General features: G+C 64.3%; 23 protein-coding genes and 1 pseudogene. 18 read left to right on the top strand and 6 right to left on the bottom strand.

The annotated features are described in order from the left end of the window. Positions 1-386 precede the first annotated feature (386 nt). A complete protein-coding gene (locus E3N94_RS12895) occupies positions 387-677 on the top strand; it encodes a hypothetical protein (RefSeq protein ID WP_174721920.1) in 291 nt (96 codons plus the stop codon). Between the two features lie 405 nt (positions 678-1,082). On the opposite strand, the gene E3N94_RS12900 is transcribed toward E3N94_RS12895, so the two are convergent. Beyond that, the gene (locus tag E3N94_RS12900) at positions 1,083-1,331 is read right to left on the bottom strand and encodes a hypothetical protein (RefSeq protein ID WP_134341898.1); all 249 of its coding nucleotides are present in this window, start codon (positions 1,329-1,331) and stop codon (positions 1,083-1,085) included. 85 nt (positions 1,332-1,416) lie between these two features. Between E3N94_RS12900 and E3N94_RS12905 the strand changes: the two genes are divergently transcribed. After that, positions 1,417-1,710: a hypothetical protein gene (locus tag E3N94_RS12905; RefSeq protein ID WP_104194495.1), complete on the top strand. Its 294-nt coding sequence runs from the start codon at positions 1,417-1,419 to the stop codon at positions 1,708-1,710. On the opposite strand, the gene E3N94_RS12910 is transcribed toward E3N94_RS12905, so the two are convergent. Then, positions 1,676-2,260, bottom strand: coding sequence for an XRE family transcriptional regulator (locus E3N94_RS12910; RefSeq protein ID WP_104100433.1), 585 nt, complete (start codon positions 2,258-2,260; stop codon positions 1,676-1,678). The genes E3N94_RS12905 and E3N94_RS12910 overlap by 35 nt on opposite strands. Before the next feature lie 102 nt (positions 2,261-2,362). Between E3N94_RS12910 and speB the strand changes: the two genes are divergently transcribed. From speB to E3N94_RS12930, 4 genes are read left to right on the top strand one after another with little or no spacing between them, the layout of a single operon-like run. Beyond that, positions 2,363-3,361 carry an agmatinase gene (gene speB, locus E3N94_RS12915; protein WP_104194494.1) on the top strand — a complete coding sequence of 333 codons (999 nt, stop codon included), beginning with the start codon at positions 2,363-2,365 and terminating at the stop codon, positions 3,359-3,361. A 42-nt stretch (positions 3,362-3,403) separates the two neighbouring features. Continuing rightward, on the top strand, positions 3,404-3,799 hold the full coding sequence (locus tag E3N94_RS12920) for a nuclear transport factor 2 family protein (protein ID WP_104100435.1): 396 nt from the start codon (positions 3,404-3,406) through the stop codon (positions 3,797-3,799). Positions 3,800-3,828: 29 nt separating this feature from the next. Next, positions 3,829-5,205: a cytosine permease gene (locus tag E3N94_RS12925; RefSeq protein WP_134570372.1), complete on the top strand. Its 1,377-nt coding sequence runs from the start codon at positions 3,829-3,831 to the stop codon at positions 5,203-5,205. After that, complete coding sequence (locus E3N94_RS12930) at positions 5,186-5,866, top strand: cyclase family protein (RefSeq protein ID WP_134570373.1); 681 nt, start codon at positions 5,186-5,188, stop codon at positions 5,864-5,866. Before E3N94_RS12925 ends, E3N94_RS12930 begins: the two co-directional genes overlap by 20 nt. A gap of 104 nt (positions 5,867-5,970) precedes the next feature. On the opposite strand, the gene E3N94_RS12935 is transcribed toward E3N94_RS12930, so the two are convergent. Next, a complete protein-coding gene (locus tag E3N94_RS12935; RefSeq protein WP_198416292.1) occupies positions 5,971-6,651 on the bottom strand; it encodes a TetR/AcrR family transcriptional regulator C-terminal domain-containing protein in 681 nt (226 codons plus the stop codon). An 80-nt stretch (positions 6,652-6,731) separates the two neighbouring features. On the opposite strand from E3N94_RS12935, the gene E3N94_RS12940 reads away from it, so the two are divergent. The 3 genes from E3N94_RS12940 to E3N94_RS16905 all read left to right on the top strand — a co-directional run bounded on the left by E3N94_RS12940 (position 6,732) and on the right by E3N94_RS16905 (position 8,419). Next, positions 6,732-7,307 carry a DUF4386 domain-containing protein gene (locus tag E3N94_RS12940; protein ID WP_104100439.1) on the top strand — a complete coding sequence of 192 codons (576 nt, stop codon included), beginning with the start codon at positions 6,732-6,734 and terminating at the stop codon, positions 7,305-7,307. Between the two features lie 144 nt (positions 7,308-7,451). Then, the gene (locus E3N94_RS16900; RefSeq protein ID WP_198412245.1) at positions 7,452-7,808 is read left to right on the top strand and encodes an alcohol dehydrogenase catalytic domain-containing protein; all 357 of its coding nucleotides are present in this window, start codon (positions 7,452-7,454) and stop codon (positions 7,806-7,808) included. Positions 7,809-7,939: 131 nt separating this feature from the next. Then, a complete protein-coding gene (locus tag E3N94_RS16905) occupies positions 7,940-8,419 on the top strand; it encodes a zinc-binding dehydrogenase (protein WP_198416293.1) in 480 nt (159 codons plus the stop codon). A gap of 322 nt (positions 8,420-8,741) precedes the next feature. On the opposite strand, the pseudogene E3N94_RS12950 reads toward E3N94_RS16905, so the two are convergent. Further along, a pseudogene (locus tag E3N94_RS12950) lies at positions 8,742-9,263 on the bottom strand (transposase); the annotation flags it as partial. Between the two features lie 200 nt (positions 9,264-9,463). Between E3N94_RS12950 and E3N94_RS12955 the strand changes: the two are divergent. Next, the gene (locus E3N94_RS12955; RefSeq protein WP_104100440.1) at positions 9,464-10,267 is read left to right on the top strand and encodes a LysM domain-containing protein; all 804 of its coding nucleotides are present in this window, start codon (positions 9,464-9,466) and stop codon (positions 10,265-10,267) included. Between the two features lie 78 nt (positions 10,268-10,345). On the opposite strand, the gene E3N94_RS12960 is transcribed toward E3N94_RS12955, so the two are convergent. Then, a complete protein-coding gene (locus E3N94_RS12960; protein WP_134570374.1) occupies positions 10,346-10,900 on the bottom strand; it encodes a GNAT family N-acetyltransferase in 555 nt (184 codons plus the stop codon). A gap of 38 nt (positions 10,901-10,938) precedes the next feature. Continuing rightward, entirely contained in the window at positions 10,939-11,685 is a 747-nt protein-coding gene (locus E3N94_RS12965) for a phosphotransferase (protein ID WP_104100442.1), read from the bottom strand. Positions 11,686-12,050: 365 nt separating this feature from the next. Here E3N94_RS12965 and E3N94_RS12970 point away from each other — a divergent pair, with 365 nt between their 5' ends. The 8 genes from E3N94_RS12970 to nrfD all read left to right on the top strand — a co-directional run bounded on the left by E3N94_RS12970 (position 12,051) and on the right by nrfD (position 20,935). Further along, positions 12,051-12,638 carry a helix-turn-helix domain-containing protein gene (locus E3N94_RS12970; RefSeq protein WP_104100443.1) on the top strand — a complete coding sequence of 196 codons (588 nt, stop codon included), beginning with the start codon at positions 12,051-12,053 and terminating at the stop codon, positions 12,636-12,638. A gap of 12 nt (positions 12,639-12,650) precedes the next feature. Then, complete coding sequence (locus tag E3N94_RS12975; protein ID WP_134570375.1) at positions 12,651-13,934, top strand: MFS transporter; 1,284 nt, start codon at positions 12,651-12,653, stop codon at positions 13,932-13,934. A 458-nt stretch (positions 13,935-14,392) separates the two neighbouring features. Then, positions 14,393-14,653, top strand: coding sequence for a hypothetical protein (locus tag E3N94_RS12980; RefSeq protein ID WP_104100445.1), 261 nt, complete (start codon positions 14,393-14,395; stop codon positions 14,651-14,653). Between the two features lie 397 nt (positions 14,654-15,050). Next, positions 15,051-17,051 carry a Sec-dependent nitrous-oxide reductase gene (gene nosZ, locus E3N94_RS12985; RefSeq protein WP_134416693.1) on the top strand — a complete coding sequence of 667 codons (2,001 nt, stop codon included), beginning with the start codon at positions 15,051-15,053 and terminating at the stop codon, positions 17,049-17,051. A gap of 50 nt (positions 17,052-17,101) precedes the next feature. Then, complete coding sequence (locus E3N94_RS12990) at positions 17,102-17,446, top strand: cupredoxin domain-containing protein (RefSeq protein ID WP_233191351.1); 345 nt, start codon at positions 17,102-17,104, stop codon at positions 17,444-17,446. 44 nt (positions 17,447-17,490) lie between these two features. Next, a complete protein-coding gene (locus E3N94_RS12995) occupies positions 17,491-18,072 on the top strand; it encodes a hypothetical protein (RefSeq protein ID WP_134416691.1) in 582 nt (193 codons plus the stop codon). A 101-nt stretch (positions 18,073-18,173) separates the two neighbouring features. After that, entirely contained in the window at positions 18,174-18,992 is an 819-nt protein-coding gene (locus E3N94_RS13000) for a 4Fe-4S dicluster domain-containing protein (protein ID WP_166785812.1), read from the top strand. Beyond that, positions 18,989-20,935, top strand: coding sequence for an NrfD/PsrC family molybdoenzyme membrane anchor subunit (gene nrfD, locus E3N94_RS13005; RefSeq protein ID WP_134511787.1), 1,947 nt, complete (start codon positions 18,989-18,991; stop codon positions 20,933-20,935). Before E3N94_RS13000 ends, nrfD begins: the two co-directional genes overlap by 4 nt. Positions 20,936-20,991: the final 56 nt, after the last annotated feature.

Here is a 20,991-nt window from a genome sequence, read left to right on the forward strand (position 1 = left end):
GGAGCCATTTCTGGATTATGGGGTTCTCGCGTCCGTTTCCGGTCGCGATTCTTGAGTTGTGTGCGAGATCTGCGGCGACGGCCAGTCCGGGAAACCGGTGCTTCCCAGGGGTTTCGGAGTCGACGCGGACGGCGATATTGATTTCCCAGCCCCAGCGGAAGTTTGCGTTCCGGGCCTTCTTGATGGGTGTGGTTTTATCGACCTGCCCTTTGGGCGTCGACACCGCTGAGCAGCGAATGAATTTGCCCCTCGCGCTGGGTCCGATCCGAGTCAGTGTCCGCCGGACTATTGCTCGAGCGTCGTTAGTCCATGAGCTCGGGCGCGCGCCAGACTCCAGTGCGGCGGCATCCGTTGCCCTCGATTTGCACGGGTGGGATAGTAACTTCATGGTGTGGATGCGAGGGCTAGCCGGCGCGATGGCGATCGCCCTCGACGGCACGGGCGCCGGAGCGCCCTACGACTTCACGTGGGCGTTTGTCCTTCAACCTCGAACCGACGGGGCGACGCGGCTTGTCGTTCGCGAGCGGTACGCGTACCTCACCGACTGGGCCAAGGTACTCGTGGAGCCGATCGAGATGGTGAGCTTCCTCATGACCGAGCGGATGCTCCGGGGCATCCGGGACCGTGCGGAGCATTCTCCCTCGCGCACCTCCTTGCGGTCGCCGAACCATCGTTGAGCGATTCTTATTGAGATCCCTGTTCCTGGCGATACTCGGAAGGGGACGGGACGACCCCCTTGCTGATGAAGCCGGGAGAGAGTTAGAGGTCACTCGCTGCCGCTTCTGGCATCCGACCGCGTCGACGCGGTGGAGAACGGGTGGCCGCCTCGATGGGCAGTAACCCCGATCCGCTCGCCGAGAGTGGGGTGACCGAAGAGGCTCGCACCCAGGCCGCCCCGTCCAGATTCCGCCGTCGCGATGAGGACTCGCACATGTCGAGGGGTGCTCGGCCGGTAGCGGCGACGCTACTGTTTGTCGCTAGCCTGGGTCCGCGGTTCTGATCCGGTTCCTACGCCGTTCCTGAATGCCCACGCAGAACCCTGTCGGCATCCGCGATGGTGGCGCTGCATCGTCGTTAGGAAGTCACCGTGTTTTGCTGGAGAAATCGTTCGGGTCGAGGCCGGCGATTCGACGCGCATGCTCGTGGAGTGCTTCTTCGCTCACGGTGTGTCCAGCATCTGCGAATCGTTCACGCAGCGCGTCGAGGACTTGGGGCTCACTGTGGCCGGCGAGGTCAGCTTCCTCCTGTGCGAGAATCCCCGCCACCTTGTCCTCGTCCGATTTAGAATGCTGGTCTTGGATCGGTTCACTCTGTGTGCCGTCACCATTCATGCTGCTCCTCCGATCTCAAGGGTTCTGTTAGCAAGCCTAACGTTCAGAGTGAGACGCGGACAGGCTTTAGTGTGAAGCGGTCGACGTGGACCCGGATGTGCTGCGGGCGGCCGAGTTCGACTTCGCCGGCCCGAGCGTCGCCTTCGAACGCGTCGACGAAGCTGTGGCGGACCACCGCGCTGCGGAAGGGACGAAGTGGATGACCGGCCTCGGTCCCGACCTGGACAGGGTTTTATCTGCCGGGCTCCTGGATGCCATCAGCGGATTCCTCAACGATTTCGGGGCGGCCGCGCCCCTGCCTGCGCTGATCTGGACGCTGGGGTTCGAATACGACGCGGTCTCGGTCAGGCCGAGCCGCTCCACGGCGCGGGCACGATGACCCACAGCACGACGGCTGGCTCGCCGCCCTCGACCTGCCAGGTGTGCGGCTCTCGACCGGGGAAAGTCAGTGCGTCGCCGGCGTGGACGGCCACGGTGCGACCGGCGAATCGCACGGTGAGTGATCCCGAGACGACGTGGAGCGCTTCGACGTCGCAGTTGATCGTGTACAGATCGGTCCCGCCGTGCGCGTCCGGCTCGAGTTCTGATCGCAGCAGCTGAACCCGCTCCTCGCCGCGCGGCGACATCAGTCGCTCGTCGGCGTGCACTCCGCCCAAGTTGATCCGCGGAGCGTCGGCGTACGCGACATGGTGAACGTCGGGCTCGGCGAAGAGCGCTCCGACGGGCAACGAGAGCACCTGACACAACTGGACAAGCGTTGCCACGCTCGGTGACGTCTCGTCGCGCTCGACCCGGCTGAGGAAGCCCTTGCTGAGGCCCGTCGTCTGAGCGACCTGGGCGAGTGACATGCCCTGAGCGGTGCGCGCGGAGCGCAGCTTGGCGCCGATGGGTGTCGCGGTGCCTTCGGCGGTGGGGTGGATGGCGCGCACAGTTCCTCCTCGAAGCTGCTCACACATTCGTCCTTGACGATCTGCACGGGACAGCGTACGGTAGCGCTGTAGTTGTCTATAGCGTACCGAAAGTTGTCAAATATGCAACCGCTCAGCAAAGATGCGACGGATGAGCCCCGCGGGCCGGTGGACGCGAGTGTCGTGCCCCGGTTTGCCGGAATCGCGACCTTTGCGCGACTCCCGCGGCTCGACGAGGTCGAGCGGGCAGACATCGCGATCGTCGGGATTCCCTTCGACAGCGGAGTGAGCTACCGACCCGGTGCTCGGTTCGGCCCCGCTCATGTGCGCGAGGCCTCGCGCCTACTGCGACCGTACAACCCTGCGCAGGACGTCTTCCCGTTCGACGCCCAGCAGGTCGCCGACGCCGGCGACATCGCCGCGAACCCGTTCGACATCGCTGCTGCCGTGGCCGAGATCGAGGCGGGCGCGCGCCAGCTCAGCGAGCACGCCGACCGACTAGTCGCCATCGGCGGAGACCACACGATCGCTCTGCCGCTGCTTCGCGTCGCGCACGCGCAGCACGGGCCCGTCGCGGTATTGCACTTCGATGCCCACCTCGACACGTGGGACACGTACTTCGGGGCGCCGATGACTCACGGGACCCCCTTCCGGCGGGCGTCCGAAGAAGGCCTCATCGACCTGACCGCGAGCATGCACGTTGGAATTCGCGGCCCCCTGTACTCGAAGGACGACCTCGAAGACGACGCCCGGCTCGGCTTTGCGATCGTCACGAGCGAATTCGTCGAAGAGCACGGGGTCGCGGCCGCCGTCGAACGCATCCGCGCCAGAGTCGGAGACGCGCCGCTCTACATCTCGATCGACATCGACGTACTCGACCCCGCCCACGCGCCGGGAACAGGAACTCCGGAGGCGGGCGGGCTCACGAGTCGAGAACTACTACGGATGCTGCGTGCCCTGGCCGACCTGCGCATCATCGGCGCCGACGTGGTCGAAGTCGCCCCCGCGTACGACCATGCCCAGCTGACCGCTGTCGCGGCCAGCCACATCGTCTACGAGCTGCTGAGCGCGATGGCGCCTGGGGTGACCCACCCCGACCGACAAAGCCCCGACCTGACATAGAAGTCCCGAACCCGACCGACAAGCCCGACGCAGGAGACACCCATGACACTGCCCACCCCAACGGACGAAGAAGTCCGTGCCGCGGCATCCGCCATCGTCGAGGCGTTCGCCGCCACCGACGGCCCGCGCTACTTCTCACTCTTCGCACCTGACGCAACCTTCGTCTTCCACACCGAACCTGCGCGAATCGAGGACCGGGCTGCCTACGAAGCCATGTGGGAGGAATGGGTGGGCGGCGGCTGGAGCGTGCAATCTTGCGCATCGAGCGCGGCCGCGGTGCAGGCGTTTCCCGGCGGAGCCGTCTTCACCCACTCCGTCAGCACGAGCGTGAGCACCGCGGACGGACCCATGTCTTACCGGGAGCGCGAAACGATCGTCTTTCGGTCTGATTCTGCCGGTCTCATCGCCATCCACGAACACCTGTCACCCCAGCCCTGACCAGTCCCTATTCATCGAGGAGCCCAAAGATGTCGCTCTACACCCGTCTCGACCGCCGACTGGACACCAACTCAGATGACGCGGGCCCGGTTCGCGGAACCTACTCGCTCGGCCGCGTACTCATGATCTGGCTGGCCGCGAACCTTGTGGTCACCACCCTTCTGACCGGCACGCTCTTCGTGCCGGATGTGCCGTTCGGCCTCGTCATCGCTCTGATCGTGGGCGGTACGATCGTCGGAGCAGCAGTGCTCGTGACGGTCGGTGCGATCGGAACGCGCACCGGCCTGCCGACGATGGCAATCACGCGCGGACCGTTCGGGACGCGCGGGAGCCTGCTGCCGGTGGCCGCCAACGTGGTCATCCTCATGGGCTGGAGCTGGGTGCAGGCGATGCTCGCCGGGATCGCCCTCAACTACATCGTCGCGTCGATGACCGGGTTCTCGAACCCCGTCATCTTCGCGGTGCTCTGCCAGACGATCGTCGTGATCCTTGCGATCTTCGGCCACGCCGGAGTCGCTCGGGTGGAACCGTGGTTCGCCGCGGTCATCCTCGCGATCGCCGCCTACATCTTCGTCGTAGCGTTCTCTACGTTCCCGCCGGCAGAGTTCGCGGCCATCCCGGCGACGCTAGAGCCGTTCTACTCCCCGGGACTGGCGTTCGATGTCGTGGTCGCGACCGCCATATCGTGGACGGTGCTCTCGGCCGACTTCAACCGCTTCGCATCGACGACCCGCGCGGGCGTGGTCGGCTCGGGAATCGGTTACACCCTGTCGACGGTGATCTCGATGACGCTCGGCGCGAGCGCGATCGGCTACGTCGTCCTGCGGGGCGGCGACGCGATGGCGTTCGACCCTGTGACGATCATCGAACCCTTCGGCGCCCTGTTCGCGGTCGCGATCTTCCTATCCGTGATGGCGACGAACACGATGGTCGTCTACGGCATGGTCACAAGCGTGGTCAACGCGCTCCCCGGCCGCCGGGTGAAGTTCCTGCCCACCGCGATCGTCCTCGGGCTCATCTCGATCATCGGTTCGACCTTCTTCGGTCTGCTGGCCCAGTTCACGACCTTCCTGGTCACGATCGGTGCCCTGTTCGCACCGATCTTCGCGATCATGATCGTCGACTACTACATCGTCGCGCGCGGCAGCTACAGCGCCGACATCCTGAAGGCTCAAGGCGGTCGCTACTGGTACACCGGCGGCATCAATTGGCTCGCTGTCGCGTCGTGGGTGGTCGGTGCGGTGTCCGCCTACGTGTGGGCGTACGTGTGGCCGCTTCCGTTCGGTGCGACCGTTCCCGCATTCCTCCTGACCTTCGCCGTGTACTTGGCCTTCTCGCTCGCGCGCCGCAGCAGGACGCCTTTCGAGCCCAGCCAGCACCTCGCCGATGCCGACACCCCTCGCTGACGGCCCTGGAGCGCCGCCGCGCACGGCGCTCCGGGACCTCACCCACCCGATCACCGACGGGATGCCGGTGTATCCCGGCGACCCGGCGGTCCACGTCGAAGCCGCGCTGGACCTCGACCGCGACGGGGTGGCCGTGACGGGGCTGCGAATGGGGTCTCATACCGGGACGCACATAGATGCGCCGTCCCATACCGTCCCCGGTGGCCGGACAATGGCCGATGTGGCCCTCGACGAGCTCCTCGGCGATGCGCTGGTGGTTCGGGTGCGAGCGCTCGCCGAGGGCGAGGTATACGGGTGGGACCGGCTGAATGCGGAGCATCCGCTACCGGATCGATTGCCCCCGATCGTCGTGATCGACACGGGCTGGGCGCGGTGGTTCGGCGACGCACGCGCAGTGCGGCATCCGGCCCTCGATGCCGGTGCTGCGAGCGAGCTCGTCGCTCGCGGGATGCGGATCCTCGCGGTCGACACGCTGAGTCCCGACCCGACCGGCACGTCGTCGGCCGCCTTTCCCGTGCACGAGGTCGTGCTGGGCCGCGGCGGGCTGATCGTCGAGAACCTCTGCGGCCTGGATGACCTGCCGTCACAGGTGCGGATCGGCTTCTTCCCCCTGCGACTCGGCGGCGACGGGGCGCCGGTGCGCGCGGTCGCCTTCGTCTGAGGCCGAGCAGCGAATGAATTCGCGCCTCGCGCTGGGTCAGATCGGGAGTCAGTGGTCCGCCGGTCTCATCCGATGGAAGGTGTTTGGCCTTGTCCGGCCGAACGTTACTGACTAGAAGGAACGGAGTCGCTGAGAAGGGCTACTTCGAGACCGTCGAGAATCAGTTCGAGACCGAAGTCAAATTCGTTGCCGAAGGCGTATCCGGGTTGCAGGATCAGCGATACTGCCATCGCGGCGAGGTTCTTAAAGGAGTCGGCCATGGCTTCCTGCTGCGCCATAATGGCTTCGGTCGCGTCGCCGATGTCGCCGGACGGGTCGAGCGGCAGCGAGGCCTCCTGCTGGGCGAAGCCCAGCACGTAACTGTCCAGGATCGACATGGCGTGGCCCGTCATGGCCATCGAGAAGCCCGCAGCCGTTAAGCAGCCGATGACCGAATCGAGGTGACCGAGGGTCGCCGGTCCAGGGGATGTGCGGGCCTTCATGCTGATGGCCCAGGGATGCAGTGCCAGGACACTGCGCGTCGACCCCGCCCGCTTCCGCATGGCCGCCCGCCACTCGTCCCCAGCACTCGGCGTCGCGAATTCGGAGTGCACGATGTCGAGCATCCCGTCGAGAAGATCTTCCTTGTCCTTCAAATGGTAGTAGAGCGACATGGCCGTTATGTCGAGTGCGGCGGCCAGCTTGCGCATGCTGAGCAACTCGATCCCGTCGGCATCGGCCAGCGCCATGGCGACCCTGATCGCTCGCTCACGGGTGACCGGTGTTCTATCTTCAAGCTTCGCCATAGACATCACCATACGCCGTATGGTACTTTCGCACTGTTCACCATACACCGTAAGGTGCGACGACTGGAGATGAGAAACGTATGAGTAATACACGCACAATTGCCCGCACCGTCGGCGCGCTGATGCTTGCCGCCTTTTTCCTTTACGGCACTGGAAGCTCTATCGCGACGACCGCTTCCCCCGGCGGCCTCCTCACCGCAGGAGTGGTGCTCATGGTGTTGAACTCGGTGGCCGTGATCGCGATCGGAGCTGTCATGCTTCCTGTCCTTTGGCCACACGCTCCCGGAATCGCGGCCAGCTACCTCGCCACCCGGATCTTCGAGGGTGGGTTTTTGGCGGTCGGCGCGGTCGCGCTACTCGCAGGCATGGGCGGCACCAACTTCCTTGCATACAACATTGCGATGGCGGGCCTTGGCGTCGGTAGCCTGCTGTTCTGCATTGCGCTCTACCGCTCACGCCTCGTGCCACGGTTCCTGGCCGTGTGGGGATTTATTGGCTACGCGTTATTCGCGGGCGGGTGCTTTCTCGAACTCGCCGGCGTAGTGGGTGCCAGCCTCGTTTTCACCGTTCCGGGTGGCCTGTTCGAGCTGTTCTTCGCCATTTGGCTCATTGTGCGGGGCTTTGGCACGACCGCAGCCGTAACGGCTCGGGCATGACCGTCTCCTGTCCCACAAAAGGCCAGCCGTGATTGGGCACCGCTCCGGCCCGGCCACCGGTCGCGTCACCGCCGCCCGGCTGTGCGCAGCGCCGAAAGACGTTACCGGTAAGCGGTACCCTGCAGCCGAACTAGGAGGCACATCTTGAAGGCAATAGTTCAGCGGGACTACGGCGATGTAGAAGTGCTCAAAGTGGAAGACATCGACCATCCGGTCGTTGGTCAAAACGACGTTCTCGTCCGCGTGGTAGCCGCGAGCCTCAACCATGCCGACTGGATTCACATGTCGGGCACACCGCTTGTCGCGCGATTGGCCTTCGGCACTCGAAGACCGAAAGCGATGACGCGGGGCAAGGATGTCGCGGGCGTCGTCGAGTCGGTCGGCACCAACGTCACGGCCTTCCGCCAGGGCGACGAGGTCTACGAGAGCTCAGTTCAGGAACCTTTGCGGAGTACGTCGCCGCACCCGCCTCCCTTCTGGCGCGAAAGCCGGTCAATTTGACCTTCGAGCAAGCCGCCGCGGTGCCTCTGTCCGGGATGACAGCTTTGGTCGGCTTGCGCGATGCCGGTTCGGTGACGCCCGGTCAGCGGGTGCTGGTCAATGGGGCATCCGGGGGAGTGGGGACTTTCGCTGTGCAGATCGCGAAGGCGCTCGGCGCCGAGGTCACCGCCGTGAGCAGCGCCGCCAACGCTGCGCTCGTGCAATCACTCGGTGCCGACCACGTCGTCGATTACGGCCGCGACGACTTCACCCGTGGAACCGCTCGGCACAACGTCATCTTCGATCTGATCGGGAACCACACGCTGACCGAATTGCGCAGCGCACTCATTTCCAAGGGAGTCCTCGTGCTCTCCAGTGGCACAGGCGGACGCGTGGTCGGGCCTACGGGGCACATCCTCAAAGCCGTTGCCATATCGCCATTCATTGGCCAAAAACTCAAACCATTCACCCAGAATGGCAGCACGAAAACGCTGAACGAGCGACGCGACCTGATTGAGGCCGGGCGGGTGACCCCCGTAATCGATCGCATCTATGGGCTTGCCGAGGTGCCCGCTGCCATGCGGTACTTCGTCGACGAGCACGCCCGTGGAAAGGTCGCGATAAGCGTCTGATCTCGGAAGCGGATGGACCCGACCTCATTTAGCCGTTGGACCGGAGGGCTTCGATGAGCAGCGCGGTGAGCCCCCCCATCGGTCGCGAGCCAGGTGCGCCACGCATCCCACTGAGCGGGCGTCAGCAGCCCAAGGAACCAATCGACCATTGCGAGTAACCATACTCAGCCAATATGCAAACGTGGTGCTGGCCGTTGCCCCTCACCATGTGCTCGTCAACCTCACTAGTGCCATCGCTTTGTAGCTGTCATCGGAGTGGCCAGGGACCCACTCAGGCTTCGAGCTAGAGCGGCGGTCGGAAGTCGGTTCGCGTCTGCGAGTGCCGGCGGAGCGCGGCGAGCTGTTCGGCACGCTTGGGGAGCACGACGTTGGTCTCGTTCGTGCCCGTCACCACTACGGTCTGCTCGCCCAGCGCCCGGGTGATCTCGTCCGCGAGGCGCCGGCCCATTCGCGGTGCCAACTTCAGCAGCTGGTTGCCAAGTCGAGTTGGGCCAGCGGCCTTCATCGCCGCTGGCGTTGGGTAGCGCTGCAGCAGATCCAGCACCGCCGGATGGTCCAGGTGCGGGCCCAGGACCCGCTCCAACGCAGGGTGGATCTGGGCGAGCAGGCCCCGGATACGGTTGCTCGTGGCCGTGATCTGGCCAACGACATCGTCGTCGAAACCGCAAAGCATCGAGAGCTCAGCGACCTGCTCATCGGCCAGCTGCAGCGACCGCAAAGCGGGCGGGAGGCTCCTCGCGGCTTGGGCGATGATCGCGGCATCGCGGGCGTCGGGCTTGGCTTCGCCCGCGTGCAGGTCCGCGACGCGCCTCATTGCCAGCCCCGGCAGGTAGCCCACGAGCACGTCTGAACCGCGGCATCCGGGCAATTCAGGCGACTGAAAAGTCCCCCTGCTTCGCCCGCAAGCCCAACCGCCAACGGGAGGGTTCATAGCGACCGGTGCGTCCGGTGGCGACGTCGGTCGAGCCATCTCGTTTCTCGGGCCCGCGGCTGGACCGGCGACGCGGCCGACTGCCATACTGGGCCCGGCGGGGAGGGGACCTGATGCCACGACTGACGACATCCGTTCTGGGGAGCATCGCTCTGGTGCTCGGACTGGTGGCCTGCTCGCCCCCGACAACCCAGACTCCACCGCTCGACACGGCCGTTCACACTGATGCGTCGGCCCCGCCCGACGGCGCGGTCGACGTCGTCATCCCCGACGGTGTCATCGGCACGGCCGAGCTCACGTCGGCCTCGGGGGACGACACCGTCTCCGGAACCGTCGTCGTCACGGCCGCAGGCGGCGGGTTCGACGTCGCACTGAAAGACTTCCACTCGGACGTTCCCGGAGGCTTGCAACTGTTCTTCAGTCCCTGGTCGGAGACCACGACTTGCCTGGCCGACATGTACAACTTCTCCTTCGGCAACCTATCCACGGACGCCGATCAGCCCGGGCTGAGTTTGGGAGACAGAGACTACTCCCGGGGCAACCCCAGCTACTTCCTGACTGCCGTCATCACGGAGACCGACCCGAGCACGACCGATCCTGACGGCTGCGTGCTCACTCCCCGGGCGGTCGGCACGATCACCTGGGACGTGCCGGACACCCGGCCCGGGCTGCTCGCCGTTGACACCGGTTCCCGGTTCGGCGCCGGCGGCGCCACCGCCACAACCGATGGTGCCCCCATCTCCTACCGGGCGGTCGCTGGCGACACGCTCAACGACATCGCCGACCGCTTCGGCATCACGGTCGACGATCTCGGCTTCCTCAACCCACTGACTAGCCGCCAGCTCCAGGCCGGTGACGATTTGAACCTCCAGGTGGCACTGCGTGGCGGCGCCTCGGTCCCGCCGCCTTGGGCCTGAACGCCGCTTCAGGGCATGAACCGCCGCCCAGGGATAGTGGCCGTGTAGAAACCTCCTCCGAGCGCGTGTGTTCTTGTTCTAATGCGGCACGGTGAGGCTGAGCCAGCGTTCTTCGATGGCGTAGCCGAGGTGTTCGTTCATACGGATGCTGCCGGCGTTGACTTGAGCACCACCCGTGCCGAAGATCCTGACGCCGTCGTGGGCCAACGCCGTGATCGATGCGGCCTTGACGGCAACGGCGAGCCCTCGTCGGCGGTAAGTGCGGTGGACGGAAGTGAATTCGGTTTCCGCGCGCGCGGCAGTCAGTCTCATTACGCTGACGGCCACGAGTTGTCCGTCATGGATGGCGCCAAAGAGACGGCAGCCGAATGTCCACAGGTCGAGCACGTCGGACTCGTCGCGGTGGGGCACGGATGTCGCTGGCGTGTACGGGTAGTCGGCGTGGTTCATGGCTTCGAGTGCTGTGACCTGAGGCGCCCAGCTGGCATCGAGTTCCTCGATCCGGAATCCTTGGCCTGTTGCCGCGACGACGGCGGCGTTCAGGACCGTCAGGTTGGGTGGATCGCTCAGGCGCAGGCGGGCACCCCACGATTCGCCGACAACGAAGTACCCCGCCTCGGTTAGACGCTTCAAGCGTGGATCGTTGACTTGGACTACCTGGATATCCGCGTTCACGGGGCCTTGAGGCTTGCGATCATGTCGAGAAGTCGGTCGCGGTCGCGTCGGTACAGTGCGGCATGCTCCAGGAAATCATTGCGGCCCGTGTCGGCGGCACGTTGATCCGTGAACACGGCCAGATCCTCCATACGGTCCGCTGCCGCCCGAAGAACGGCAGCCTGGTCAAACTCATAGCCGTAGGAACGGATGAGCGCATCGAGCCGGCCCGGGCGAGCATCTCGTCCGGGCGCGTCAGGGTCTGAGTACTCGCCGAGCGGGACGAGTCGATATGCGAGGTAAGCCAGATCCAAAATCCGAGGCCCGGGGGAGGCCATGTCAACGTCGATGAGACCGGTGATGTGCCCGTCTTGGAAAACCATGTTGTACGGTGCGACGTCGTTCAGGCACACCACCTCGATTGGCTCGTGTGCAGGCAACTGCCATGTGGCTGCCGAGTGCGCGAGGGGTGCGCTCGCGTCATGCACCCGTCGGAGCAAGGACCCAGCCTCGTGCAGGATCGTCGACGACCAGATCCAGCTGGGCAACGGGTAGTTGCCGACGATCCCCGGAAGGTAGGAGAGCACTTCGCGGCCCTGCTCGTCCAGACCCAAGGGCTCAGGTACTTCCATCACGCCCGCCGCACGGAGTGTGCTCAGAAGTTGATGTACCGCAGGAGTCCAAGGACCGGCGGGGCGGTGAACGGTATCGCCCACCCGCACGACAATGCTCGAGTTTCCCCCGGCCAGAACCTCTTCATCCATCCCACCAACCTAAAGGCTGCAAGCGGAACCTCAGGGCGAAATGTCGTGCACCCGGGTCAGACGGAGCCTCGCCAGTTCGTGACCGCGGCCCGGTTGGCGTCGTTGAGTCCCGGGGATTCGAGGAGTGTGACCAGGTCGAGGCCGAGAAGTGCGGAGCGAAATGCGCCCTCTATTGTCGTGCCGTGAGTTGTCGTGGGAGGCTACCGAGATCGCGTGCGTTCACCAAACCTTCGATCCGAAGAGCCCGGCCCTCATGTTTCGCCTCGTTGACCATGGGCTCAGCTTAGGAGCGAGAGGGCGCTCGAGTACCAGTTATCGCGCAACAATCATTGCGCAATAACTGTTGTTCTTATAGGGTCAGCGGTATGTCCCCCCGCGACGCTTCACGCACCACGCTCAGCTCGGCTGCATCCATGCGGGTCCTCGCGCATCCGACCCGGTTGCGTCTGCTCGGCCTGCTTCGCGAACGCGGCCCGTTGACCGCAGCCCAGCTCGGCGACATCGTCGATGAGGCTCCCGGTACCATCAGCTACCATCTCGGCAAGCTTGCCTCCATCGCCCTGATCGAGCCCGCCGAGGCTCAGAGCACCGACCACCGCGAACGTTGGTGGAAGGCCACGACCCTACTGACCAGTTGGGAGCCCGCCGATCTGCTCGACGACCCCGATAAGCTCGCGGCGTCTTCTGTTCTGCAGAAGTCGATTGCTCAGGCCTACGCCGCCCGGTTTACGGACTACATCGACGCGACACCTGCCCTGCCTCGTGAGTGGGTCGCGGCAGGCGCGAGCGGGGATCGCAGCCTGCGTCTAACGGTCGAGGAGCTGGGCACTATGCGGGCCGAGCTCGAAGCCCTGGTCACCCGGTGGGTCGACGCGAGCGCTGCTCACGACCCGGCGACGGCCGACGGCGCCGAGCCTGTGGTGCTCGTCTACCAGGCCTATCGCCGTCCCTGAGTCAGACCGCCGATGAGCAAGAACATGAACGAGGCGCTGCCTCGCGACCGCCGCGCAACCGGCGCCCTCTCGGCCCTGCTGGCTGCCCACGCGATCTCGCAAACGGGCAACGTGATCACAGCGTTCGCCATCCCCTTCTACGTCCTCGGCCTCGGCGGGTCGGGCGTCGAGGTGGGAATCGCGGCATTCTTCGCTACCGCCCCGGTTGTGGTCGGCGGGGCGCTCGGCGGGGTTGTCGTGGACCGGGTGGGTCACCGCCGAGCGGCGATCGTTGCGGACCTCGTGAGCGGTGCCACCGTGCTGGCCATGCCGGTACTGGCGCTGACCGTCGGGCTGCCATTCTGGGCCCTTCTCATCCTGGTATTCGCGGGCGGATTGCTCGACACCCCGGGACAGACCGCCCGCCGCGTCATGCTGCCCGGGCTGACGGTACGGGCCGGCGTGCGGATCGAGCAGAGTGTCGGGCTCCTCGACGGCTCTGAGCGCTTCGCCAAGCTGATCGGCGCCTCGATCGCCGGCCTGCTCGTCGCGCTCCTGGGGCCGATCGCAGCCCTCTTCGTCAACGCGGCAACGTTCGCGGTCTCAGCGCTGCTGACCTGGACGTTCGTGGCAGCCGTCCCTGCCACCGTCAGGCTGAGCGGCGACAGCGTTGACACTCCCCATACCTCGTATTGGGCCGACCTGTCTGAAGGCTTTCGCTTCGTCATCCACGACCCGCTGATGCGTTTGGTCGTCGGCCTCGTGCTGGTCACGAACCTGCTCGACGCCGCCCGCGGCTCGACCCTGATGCCCCTCTACGCGAACGATCGTCTGGGAGGCGCGGCCGCTCTGGGTCTGCTGGTGGCGGTCATGGGCGGTTGCGCTCTGGTGGGCAACGTGGCCTTCGGCTTCGTCGCTCACCGTGTGCCCCGCCGCGTGACCCTGGCGGTTTGCTTTGCCGTGGCTGGCGGCCCGTCGAGCGCTGCCTTCGCTATCGGTGCGCCGCTGCCCGTGCTCGTCGCGATGACCGTGCTCTCGGGCCTGGCGGCTGGGGCGATTAATCCGATTCTCGGCGCGGTGGAGCTTGAACGCGTTCCTGAACACATGCGCGGCCGGGTGTTCGGCTTGATCAACGCCGGTGCGTGGGCGGGGGTGCCGTTCGGCGCCCTGCTCGGCGGCCTCGCCGCCGACACGATCGGACTGTCGCTCGCCTTCGGAATCGTCGCGGTCGTCTACACGCTCGTCACGCTGAGTCCACTGACCGGAGGAGCTTGGCGGCACATGGAGCGGCGCCCGGCCGTGATGCCCGCGAAGTGAACGCCCCGAACGCTCGCCAGTCCATGCCTGGTAACCTGTGCCCCGAGATGGAAAGCGCGTCCACTGGTTCTGGGGCGTTGCTGGCATCGTCACTCTCTCCTCAATTGGCAGCATCTCCAGTGCCGCCGAGACGCTGCTGGTGCAAATGACCAATTTGTAGATCGCCAATCCGCGGCGGGCAACAATGGTTGGACGCGGCAGCTGTACCAGCACTCATCTCCCGCGTCTAAGGAAGAATATTCATGGCTTCTCGAACCCCTAGGCTCTCTCTGGTCGTACTTATCGTGTTGGCCCTCAGTGGGTGTTCGGCTGGTGTTGGCGCCAGCGATACAGCGTCGGCTACAGGGGGAGCGATCGAGTTGGCAGTATCGGAGACGTGCGCTGATGGGGCGGACCCGCAATGCGTTCAGGTCAATGGCGAGAATGTTGTTCTCCCATCCGCACTTGAGCGAGCTGGAGTGAAGGATGCCACCATCGCCGAAGGTGAGGGGCAGAACGCGGTTGACGTGACGTTCACCGAAGACGGGGCGATCGTCTTTAACGCCCTCACGGTGAAGGCTGTCCAAGCCGGAGATTCGGCGCGCCTGATTATCAAGATCGGCGGCGAGATACAGGCTGCCGCCGTGGTGATGGAAGCCTTGGAGGATGATCATGTGCAGATCAGCATCGCTCCAGACGACAACGCCCAAAGAATCGTAGACCTGATTCACAAAGGCTGAGAAGCGTCGGCGCTCTGGCTCCGACTGGTGTCGATCCGTTCACCCACGAAATCCACAGTTGTGCCGACGGCGACAGTATGAGAACTACCGCCCTTGTTCCGGAACCGGGGGCGAGACCCGGTATGCTTCGATGAGCATCATCCAATTGGTAGGCTAGAACGCATTCCAAGTGGAGTGCGTCCACCCCATGCCCCCGGCCAAGTCTCGCCGGTCGCATCGTGGGAGCCGCCGCGGCAAACGTGACGACGTGCGTCAAGCGTATTTTGACGCGACCCACTGCCCGTAGTGGCCCGCCTCCTGTTCGGGATCCTCAGCTGGGCGAGCATGACCTGCCATAAGTGCCTGTTTTGCGCGCCGAAAAGCCGTGTGAACCTGCGACAAGTAGGAGGAACATGCCATGAAGATCCCCGCCATGAAACGAAGAGATTTTCTCAAGGTTGGCGGTGGTGTGGTCGCTGGCGCGGCCGTTGGCATCACCGGCACGAACGTTGGCAACAATCTAGGAGCCGGTGGGGAACTCGCGGCTGTGGCCTCAAGCCGGGGACTGACCGGTGCCGAGGCCCGTGCGGCTCTGACGTCGGTGGTGCCACCCGGCAAGTATGATCCGTTCTTCATGTTCGCGTCCGGCGGGCACTCCGGTCAGATCTCGATCATCGGCATCCCTTCGATGCGGCTGCTAAAGATCATTCCCGTGTTCTCTCGCGATTCATTCTCTGGATATGGCTTTGGTACGGACGTTGACGGCGTCATCCCGCGGGGGTCCGATCCGACCAAGAGCAATCTGCTGAGCTGGGGCGACACCCACCATCCCGCCCTCTCGGAAACCGAAGGCCGGTATGACGGCCGCTGGCTGTACGTCAACGACCGTGCCAACGGGCGGATCGGTATGGTTGACCTCGCCGACTACAAGACGAAGCAGATCTACGACATCCCCAACATCGGCAGCGCTCACGGCGGAGTGTTCGTCACGCCCGATTCCGAGTACGCCCATGTGTCGTCCATCACTCCCCGGCCGATTACCGATAACGGATATGCGCCGCTCGAAAGCTACGCGGACCTTTATCGAGGCTTCTCGAGCTGGTGTGCGATCGACCAGACGACGGGCCACCTGGTGCCCGAAAAAAGCTTTCAGATCGAGCTCCCACCCTATAATCAGGACCTCGCGGACATGGGCAAGCTGGCCAGCGCGGGCTACGGGTTCCTGAATTCGTTCAACGCCGAGCTCTCGGTCGGCATGTCTCACAAGAACCCGCCGATTGAAATCGGGGCGGCCAAGAACAAATACGACTACCTCCACGTCATTGACTGGAAGAAAGCCGAAAAGGTCGTCGCTGCAGGCAAGGTCATTATGCGGAACGGCATCCGCGTGATCCCGCTGGAGGTCGCCATCAGCGAGGGTATCCTGCACTTCATTCCTGAGCCGAAGAATCCGCATGGAGTTGAGGTCTCTCCCGACGGAAACTACATCGTGATCGCGGGCAAGCTCGACCCGGCTGTGACGGTGTACTCGATCACGATGATCAAGAAGGCCATCGAGGACAAGAACTTCGAGGGCACGGACCGTTACGGCGTTCCGATCATCCCAATCACGGCCGTTACTGCGGCGCATGTCGAACTCGGTGCCGGGCCGCTCCATACGCAGTACGACGGCAAAGGCAACGCGTACACGAGCCTCTTCATTGACAGTGCGATCATCAAGTGGACCCTGGGTCCCGATGCCGGTGTGACTGAAAAACCGTTTACCGTTCTTGAGAAGATCCCCGTGCACTACAACATTGGCCACCTCGCGATCCCCGGCGGAGACACTGTAGCGCCGGTCGGGACGTACATGGTCGCCCTCAACAAGTGGTCGCTCGATCAGGTGCAGAAACTTGGTCCGCAGCATCCGGTGAACTTGGAGCTTTTCGACATTGATCACACGCCGCCACGCGTGCTGAGCAGTTTGCCCCTCGGCGGATCCGAGCCGCACTATGCGCAGATTATCAGCGTCGACCGGCTCAGCCCGCTCACGGTCTACCCTCCGGGTACCAACCCGGAGACCATGGCTAAATCGGAGTTCGCGACCGCCTCCGGGCAGGAACGAATCGTGCGCGCGGACGGCTTCGTCGATGTCTACGCGACTGTCATGCGCAGCCACTTCACTCCTGAGCAGATCCCGGTCACTGTCGGTGAGAAGCTGCGCATCCACCTGACCAACATCGAGACAGCGGAAAACGCCACACACACATTCGCAGTGCCCAATCACAACCTTCAGGCCACGCTCGACCCGGGGGAGACCGTGAGCGTGGAGTTCACCGCCGACCGGGTGGGATCGTTCGCCTTCTACTGCGCTCAGTTCTGCTCTGCCATGCACATGGAAATGTACGGGTGGCTGCTTGTGGCACCGGCGGGCGCCTGATGAGGCCGGCATCCTCGCGACGCGCGGGCCTTGCATCGTTGTTCTTGACCGTGGTCCTGCTGGCGACGGCATGCAGCACCGGCGGGGCTCAGCCTGACCGGTCGGCGACGTCCTCGTCCAGCTCGTCCACCGCGGTGCTTGCCGTGGTCGGCAAGGAGTTCTCCTTTACGCCGGCCGCCCTCACTGCGGTCGCGGGCGAAACGACGATCCGCTTCACGAACAAGGGAACGACAGGGCATGACCTCTTGATCGATGAGTTGCATGTGCATCTCATGGCTGATGCTGGTGAAACCGTCGAGGCAGACGTCACCCTAGCACCGGGCACATACGCGGTGTACTGCTCGATACCCGGGCATCGGTCAGGCGGAATGGAAGGAACGCTGACGGTCTCATGACGGCAGGAACCGAAGGTTTCGCCCGCTTTTTCCGGCAAGGTTCGGTGACGCGAATCGGAATCGCGCGGATCGTTGCCGGTGTCGCCGGGATCGCTTTGGTACTCGTCGCTGCCACATTGCCGATCTGGCAAATGAGGTTCCTCGCCCCCCAATACCCAGCCGGCCTCGACATCAAAGCGTACGGCAACAGCGTCAGTGGCGACCTGAGTGAGATCACGGTGCTCTCGCATTACATCGGGATGCCGCGCTTCGACGCTACGGGGATGCCCGAGATGACGCTGTGGCCGTTTGTGATCCTGCTCGCTGTGCTGGGAGTAATCATTGCGACAGCGGCGGACAGAGCCTGGTGGCGACGTCTCGCCTGCACCGGATTGTGGCTTATACCTGTCGGGGCGCTGGCCGATGTGCAGTTCCGCCTCTGGCAGATGGGACACAACCTGGATGGTTCCGCACCGATGACCATCGACTCTTTCACCCCACTGGTCGTGGGCCCGACCGTGGTTATGAACTTCACAATGTGGGGCATTCCCGGATCGGCTCTCGCGCTGATCGCGGCCGCCGCCGCACTGGTGACGTTCGCCCCGACTATCCCACGACGCATCCCACGGCGTGTCTCCGAGCGCTGAACGCAGCGCTCACCCGTTCCACTCACGAACACCAAGCAGTTTGGCAGGACATTCGAATGTCTAATAAAGCAGACGAGCCAGTCGAGGCAGGCGACAACCGGGTGAGAAAAACCGGCGTCGGCACGGAAGGCAAGTCGCACACTCTCAGCCGTCGCAACCTCCTCGCCACCCTCGGGATCGCGGCAGCCGGCGGAAGTGCCATAGCCCTCGGGTTCCTCAACGACGACGCGGAGGCGACAACCGGGCAGGGAGGAACGAATGGAAAGAAGGGGAAAGGACCGGAGCACGCGTGGTGCATGGTCATCGACCTCCGAAGCTGCGACGGCTGCAAAGCGTGCACAATCGCCTGTCAACAGCGGCACAAGCTACCGGAGGAGCAGACCTGGATAAAGGTGTATTCGATGGAGGACAGCACAGGGGGCACCTATCCGATGCCACGGCCGTGCATGATGTGTGAGAACCCGCCGTGCCTGTCGGTCTGCCCGGTGAGCGCCACCTTCCGCACTGACGAAGGGCTCGTCCTCGTCGACCCGAACACCTGCGTCGGCTCCCGGGCCTGCATGGCGGCCTGCCCCTACGAGGCGCGCTACTTCAACTGGAACGAACCAAAACCAGTCACCATGATGCCATTCCCTCCGACGCCGCAAATGCCGGTGCCCCAACAGAAGGGAACAGTCGGCAAGTGCGTTCTATGCGCAGACCGACTGCCGTACGGTGAACTACCCGCGTGCGTGACCGGCTGCCCAATGGGTGTCATGTATGTCGGCGACCTGATCACCGACGTCGCCGTGAATGGCCTCGGTGACGTCAAGGTACTCTCCGAATTTCTCAAAGAGAACGACGCCGTGCGATTCAAGGAGGAACTCGGGACCAACCCGCGGGTTTACTACATTCGCGGCCACGGACAGGACCTCTCGTGAGCAACCCGGTCCGGGCCGCAGCGCTTCGCCCATTCGGGACCCCCAGCCGCCGCTACTGGTACGCGATCACCGCCCTCGGCATTGTGGTCCTGGCCGGTGTCGTCGCCTGGATCGTACAGCTTGTGTTTGGGATGGGCGTCGCCGGCTACAACGATCAGGCGTTCTGGGGCATCTACATCGCCGACGTGATCACATTCATTGGGGTCAGTTACGGCGGAGCGGTAGTTTCCGCGATCCTGCGCCTCACCGGCGCCGACTGGCGTGCACCGCTAACCCGGCTTGCCGAGGGCACCGCAGTAGTAACTGTGCTTGTGGGCACGGCACTCATCATCCCGCACCTGGGACGCCCGGAGCGCGTCTGGGAGCTGTTGACCCAACCAAACTTCGCGGCCCCAGTGTTCTGGGACTTTATCGCCGTGATGACCTATACCGCCGCATCCCTGGTGTTCTTCCTGTTGCCACTCGTGCCGGACATGGCCATCCTGCATGGTGAGGGCCCGCACCGGCTCGGCCGGTTCAGAGCCGGCTTGTACAGAGTCCTATCTCGCGGCTGGGTGGGTAACCCTGTACAACGGAGGGTGCTGAACCGGTCACTTGGACTGGTGTCGATCATGATCATTCCCTTGGCGGTGTCGGTGCATTCCGTGCTGTCATGGGCCTTCACACTAACCAACCGGCCCTGGTGGAATGAAAGCATCTGGGCGCCGTACTTCGTCGTCGCAGCACTCTACTCGGGCGTAGCGCTGGTCATTCTTGTCGTCGCGTCATTCCGTCGTGGCTACCACCTGGAGGCGTTTATCACCCCAAGACACTTCGTCCGTCTCGGGATGCTGCTGGTCACTTTCTCCGCGACCTACCTCTATATGACCTTTGCGGATCTCCTGCCTGGCGCGTACATCGGTGAACCAGACACCCTCGCAGTGTTTCACGAGCTCCTGCTCGGCCGCCTGGCCGTCTGGTTTTGGCTATTCGTTATCGTCGGGGGCGTACTGCCGATCGTGATCATGGCGTTGCCCTGGACCAGGAATGTGTGGGGCATCGTCACAGCGGCGGCCCTCGTCGTTCCGGCAATGTGGCTGAAACGGATGCTCATGGTCGTTGCTCCGGCCACATTCGACAACATGACCGGAACCTTCGGCGACTTTCGAATCACATGGGTCGGAGTGGCCATGACCCTCGCCGCAGCGGCCGCCGTTCCGCTGCTGCTCATGCTGCTCTTCCGGGTGGTGCCCCTGTTGTCCATCGACGAGATCGAGGAGATCGACGCCGCGAATGGGACTATCCGGAAAGCAGAATCCGGGCAAAAGGTCGATGGTAACGGGCGGATGGCCCGATCCGTGGGTATCGTCGTCCTGCTCGTGGGGCTGATGGGTGGGGCGGCAGTCGGGGCTGCGGCTCCCGCTCAGGCGGACACGACGTCAGACACGGCATCCATAGCCCTGACCGGGGTGGAAGCGACCGGCCTAGTGCGGCTCACCGCGACCCTCACCGATCCGGACGGTCGACCCATGTCCCAGGGGGATGTCGAATTCCTCACGACGACGAGCGCACTGGGGGAACGGCTCCTTCCCCTGGGCACAATCGCCACCGATACCACGGGCGTCGCCGTCCTGACCCTGGGCGGAGACTCTGACCACCTCTACCGGCCGTCAGAGGCCGGGCCGCAGGAATTCTTCGCCCACTACACACCGTCTATGGGCGAGCAACCGATCACAGACTCGGTAACCGTGAATGTCACGGTGGGCCAGTCGGCATACCATCCGGCCGAACCCAAACCCTTTGTCACGATGGGAAAGGTCACGGTCATAGCGATCTTCACCATCGTCGCCGCCATCTGGTTGACGTTGACCGTGCAGGTTGTAAAGGTCCGACGGGTCTGTACCGACGCCCAGCTCAACCAGGACACGCAGGGCAGCGAGGGCGGGAAGGTCACCTCCGGCTGACCCCGGACCAGCTACGAAAAAAGGAACGTCCGCGACAATATCGCGGGCGTTCCTTG

This window comes from Cryobacterium sp. Sr3, assembly GCF_004402835.1.
Lineage (GTDB): Bacteria > Actinomycetota > Actinomycetes > Actinomycetales > Microbacteriaceae > Cryobacterium > Cryobacterium sandaracinum.